2 tRNA genes and 3 rRNA genes are annotated in these 5,373 nt (G+C 56.1%); all 5 read right to left on the bottom strand.

Features of this window, described 5'->3' with window-relative positions:
* Positions 1-45 precede the first annotated feature (45 nt).
* A 5S ribosomal RNA gene (rrf, locus tag ACQGNW_RS00035) occupies positions 46-159 on the bottom strand.
* Between the two features lie 187 nt (positions 160-346).
* A 23S ribosomal RNA gene (locus ACQGNW_RS00030) occupies positions 347-3,223 on the bottom strand.
* Positions 3,224-3,406: 183 nt separating this feature from the next.
* Positions 3,407-3,482 (bottom strand) — tRNA-Ala (locus ACQGNW_RS00025).
* 5 nt (positions 3,483-3,487) lie between these two features.
* Positions 3,488-3,564: transfer RNA gene (locus ACQGNW_RS00020), tRNA-Ile, on the bottom strand.
* Positions 3,565-3,645: 81 nt separating this feature from the next.
* Positions 3,646-5,186 (bottom strand): 16S ribosomal RNA (locus tag ACQGNW_RS00015).
* The 16S, 23S and 5S rRNA genes sit together here with 2 tRNA genes alongside, the layout of an rRNA operon.
* Between the last annotated feature and the right edge of the window lie 187 nt (positions 5,187-5,373).

Genomic DNA, 5,373 nt, shown 5'->3' with positions numbered 1-5,373 from the left:
GAAACGCCCCCACCGGGATCGGTGGGGGCGTTCGAGGGATAAAGCCCCTGGCGGTGACCTACTCTTGCATGCGAGATGCACACTACCATCGGCGCGGCTGCGTTTCACTTCCGAGTTCGGGATGGGATCGGGTGGGACCACAGCGCTATGGCCGCCAGGGAAGGGGTATAGGCAGCGCTGAAGCGCCAGCCTATGAGCGAAGCGAGGTTTTCCTTGAAGAGTCCGGGCATGGATGGCCGGTATTTGACTCTCCGTGAGAAGGACCTCACGTGAAGCGATGGGCAAACGAGTGACAAGCGTCCGGATTCGTTGGAACCGGCACGTGGCGAAGGCCACTTGGGGTTATATGGTCAAGCCGCACGGCTCATTAGTACGCGTAAGCTCAATGCATTGCTGCACTTCCACACCGCGCCTATCAACCACCTAGTCTAGATGGTGCCTACAGGAGAGTTGAACTCTCGGGAGATCTCATCTTGGGGCGCGCTTCCCGCTTAGATGCTTTCAGCGGTTATCGCTTCCGTTCATAGCTACCGGGCAATGCCATGGGCATGACAACCCGAACACCAGCGGAACGTCCACTCCGGTCCTCTCGTACTAGGAGCAGCCCCCCTCAAATCTCCAACGCCCACGACAGATAGGGACCGAACTGTCTCACGACGTTCTGAACCCAGCTCGCGTACCACTTTAAATGGCGAACAGCCATACCCTTGGGACCGGCTACAGCCCCAGGATGTGATGAGCCGACATCGAGGTGCCAAACACCGCCGTCGATATGAACTCTTGGGCGGTATCAGCCTGTTATCCCCGGAGTACCTTTTATCCGTTGAGCGATGGCCCTTCCATACAGAACCACCGGATCACTAAGACCTACTTTCGTACCTGCTTGATCCGTCGATCTTGCAGTCAAGCACGCTTATGCCTTTGCACACAGTGCGCGATGTCCGACCGCGCTGAGCGTACCTTCGTGCTCCTCCGTTACGCTTTGGGAGGAGACCGCCCCAGTCAAACTACCCACCATACACGGTCCCTGACCCGGATTACGGGCCGAGGTTAGAACGTCAAGCACTTCAGGGTGGTATTTCAAGGATGGCTCCACCGAAACTGGCGTCTCGGTTTCGTAGCCTCCCACCTATCCTACACAGAAGAACTCAACGTTCAGTGTAAAGCTATAGTAAAGGTTCACGGGGTCTTTCCGTCTTGCCGCGGGAACGCTGCATCTTCACAGCGATTTCAATTTCACTGAGTCTCGGGTGGAGACAGCGCCGCTGTCGTTACGCCATTCGTGCAGGTCGGAACTTACCCGACAAGGAATTTCGCTACCTTAGGACCGTTATAGTTACGGCCGCCGTTTACTGGGGCTTCGATCAAGAGCTTCGCCTTGCGGCTGACCCCATCAATTAACCTTCCAGCACCGGGCAGGCGTCACACCCTATACGTCCACTTTCGTGTTTGCAGAGTGCTGTGTTTTTGATAAACAGTCGCAGCGGCCAGGTTACTGCGACCCGCCAGTGCTCAGTCACGCACGTGACCACACCGGCGGGCGCACCTTCTCCCGAAGTTACGGTGCCATTTTGCCTAGTTCCTTCACCCGAGTTCTCTCAAGCGCCTTGGGATTCTCACCCTGCCTACCAGTGTCGGTTTACGGTACGGTTTGCTGTAGCTGAAGCTTAGTGGCTTTTCCTGGAAGCGTGGTATCAGTCACTTCGCCCCAAAGGGCTCGTCTCGGTGCTCGGCATAAAGAGGGCCGGATTTGCCTAACCCTCATGCCTACCGCCTTTCCCCGGGACAACCAACGCCCGGTAGACCTAACCTTCTCCGTCCCCACATCGCACTACAGTCAAGTGCTGGAATATTAACCAGCTTCCCATCGACTACGCATTTCTGCCTCGCCTTAGGGGCCGACTCACCCTGCGCCGATGAACGTTGCGCGAGGAAACCTTGGGCTTTCGGCGTGCGGGCTTTTCACCCGCATTATCGTTACTCATGTCAGCATTCGCACTTCCGATACCTCCAGCAGACCTTACGATCCACCTTCGCAGGCTTACGGAACGCTCCTCTACCGCGCACATTGCTGTGCACCCCGAGCTTCGGTGTCTAGCTTAGCCCCGTTAAATCTTCCGCGCAGACCGACTCGACCAGTGAGCTATTACGCTTTCTTTAAAGGATGGCTGCTTCTAAGCCAACCTCCTGGCTGTCTATGCCTTTCCACATCGTTTTCCACTTAGCTAGAACTTGGGGACCTTAGCTGCGGGTCTGGGTTGTTTCCCTTTTCACGACGGACGTTAGCACCCGCCGTGTGTCTCCCGGATAGTCTGTCCTGGTATTCGGAGTTTGCCATGGTTTGCTAAGTCGCGATGACCCGCTAGCCATAACAGTGCTCTACCCCCAGGAAGATTCGTCCGAGGCGCTACCTAAATAGCTTTCGAGGAGAACCAGCTATCTCCGAGTTTGTTTAGCCTTTCACTCCTATCCACAGCTCATCCCCATCTATTGCAACAGATGTGGGTTCGGTCCTCCAGTGCGTGTTACCGCACCTTCAACCTGGCCATGGATAGATCACTCGGTTTCGGGTCTACTGCCAGAGACTATGCGCCCTATTCAGACTCGGTTTCCCTTCGCCTCCCCTAGACGGTTAAGCTTGCCACTGACAGTAAGTCGCTGACCCATTATACAAAAGGTACGCAGTCACCCTTGCGGGCTTCCACTGCTTGTACGTATACGGTTTCAGGGTCTATTTCACTCCCCTCTCCGGGGTTCTTTTCGCCTTTCCCTCACGGTACTTGTTCGCTATCGGTCAGTCAGGAGTATTTAGCCTTGGAGGATGGTCCCCCCATGTTCAGACAGGGTTTCTCGTGCCCCGCCCTACTCAATTTCATGCACGGTGCCCTTTCGCCTACCGGGCTATCACCGTCTGCGGCGGGCCTTTCCAGACCCTTCGACTAAAACACTGTGCACTTTTGGGCTAGTCCGCGTTCGCTCGTCGCTACTGACGGAATCTCGGTTGATTTCTTTTCCTCCGGGTACTTAGATATTTCAGTTCCCCGGGTTCGCTTCGTTGAGCTATGGATTCACTCAACGATACCGCTTGCGCGGTGGGTTTCCCCATTCGGACATTGCCGGATCAAAGCTTGTTGCCAGCTCCCCGACACTTTTCGCAGGCTGCCACGTCCTTCATCGCCTCTGACTGCCAAGGCATCCACCGTATACGCTTGGTCGCTTGACCATATAACCCCAAGTCGCCTCGGGATTACACGCTTCAAACCACCTGTTCGTGCCTCGACACGTGTCTCGGTTCGGTTCGAACCAAGACGCTTGTCACTCGTTTGCCAGTTTTCAAAGAACGCAAGAACGGCCTCAGCGCCGTCCCGCTTCAAATCTTTCGTGTGCTTGTTTTCACGCCGCGCCGTGGTGGAGCCAGTCGGGATCGAACCGACGACCCCCTGCTTGCAAAGCAGGTGCTCTCCCAGCTGAGCTATGGCCCCGTGGTTGGTGGGTCTGGGAGGACTCGAACCACCGGCCTCACCCTTATCAGGGGTGCGCTCTAACCACCTGAGCTACAGACCCGGAAAGCTTTCCTGGGACGCTACGTGAAATACAGGTGTCTTGTGTGGACGTCTTGCGCGACGGCTTGTGCTGTCGCTCTCGAAAGGAGGTGATCCAGCCGCACCTTCCGATACGGCTACCTTGTTACGACTTCACCCCAGTCATGAACCACTCCGTGGTCGTCGTCCCCCTTGCGGTTAGACTAACGGCTTCTGGAGCAACTCACTCCCATGGTGTGACGGGCGGTGTGTACAAGGCCCGGGAACGTATTCACCGCAGCATAGCTGATCTGCGATTACTAGCGATTCCGACTTCATGGAGTCGAGTTGCAGACTCCAATCCGGACTGGGATCGGCTTTCTGGGATTGGCTCCACCTCGCGGTATTGCAACCCTCTGTACCGACCATTGTAGTACGTGTGTAGCCCTGGCCGTAAGGGCCATGAGGACTTGACGTCATCCCCACCTTCCTCCGGTTTGTCACCGGCAGTCTCCTTAGAGTTCCCACCATTACGTGCTGGCAACTAAGGACAAGGGTTGCGCTCGTTGCGGGACTTAACCCAACATCTCACGACACGAGCTGACGACAGCCATGCAGCACCTGTGTTCCGATTCCCGAAGGCACTCCCGCATCTCTGCAGGATTCCGGACATGTCAAGGCCAGGTAAGGTTCTTCGCGTTGCATCGAATTAAACCACATACTCCACCGCTTGTGCGGGCCCCCGTCAATTCCTTTGAGTTTCAGTCTTGCGACCGTACTCCCCAGGCGGCGAACTTAACGCGTTTGCTTCGACACTGATCTCCGAGTTGAGACCAACATCCAGTTCGCATCGTTTAGGGCGTGGACTACCAGGGTATCTAATCCTGTTTGCTCCCCACGCTTTCGTGCTTCAGCGTCAGTGTTGTCCCAGATGGCCGCCTTCGCCACTGATGTTCCTCCCGATCTCTACGCATTTCACCGCTACACCGGGAATTCCACCATCCTCTGACACACTCTAGCTGTCCAGTATCCACCGCCATTCCCAGGTTGAGCCCGGGGATTTCACGGCAGACTTAAACAACCGCCTACGCACCCTTTACGCCCAGTAATTCCGATTAACGCTTGCACCCTTCGTATTACCGCGGCTGCTGGCACGAAGTTAGCCGGTGCTTATTCCTCAGGTACCGTCAGCCCCACCGGGTATTGGCCGGTAGTATTTCGCTCCTGATAAAAGTGCTTTACAACCCGAAGGCCTTCTTCACACACGCGGCATTGCTGGATCAGGCTTGCGCCCATTGTCCAATATTCCCCACTGCTGCCTCCCGTAGGAGTCTGGGCCGTGTCTCAGTCCCAGTGTGGCTGATCATCCTCTCAGACCAGCTAGCGATCGTCGCCTTGGTGGGCCTTTACCCCGCCAACTAGCTAATCGCACATCGGTTCGTCCAGCCGCGCGAGGCCCGAAGGTCCCCCGCTTTCTCCCGTAGGACGTATGCGGTATTAGTCCCGGTTTCCCGAGGTTATCCCCCACGTCTGGGTAGATCCCGATGCATTACTCACCCGTCCGCCACTCGCCGCCAGGTATTGCTACCCGCGCTGCCGTTCGACTTGCATGTGTTAGGCATGCCGCCAGCGTTCAATCTGAGCCAGGATCAAACTCTTCACTTAAGTTTTCGACAACCCGAAGGCCGTCTATCTTTCTGAAGCGTGACCCCAACCATTGAAACTCATTACTGACTTTCTTTGGGTGGGACGCTTTGCATTGCTTGGACAGGTCAACAACCCGCCAGCGCAAGGCGTCCACACAATTCACCTGTGCACACTGTCAAAGATCAATCTCGCCACGAACCCTTCC

It is taken from the genome of Rhodanobacter aciditrophus (assembly GCF_050026795.1).
GTDB lineage: Bacteria > Pseudomonadota > Gammaproteobacteria > Xanthomonadales > Rhodanobacteraceae > Rhodanobacter_A.
This window is presented reverse-complemented; position numbering and strand designations above follow the sequence as displayed.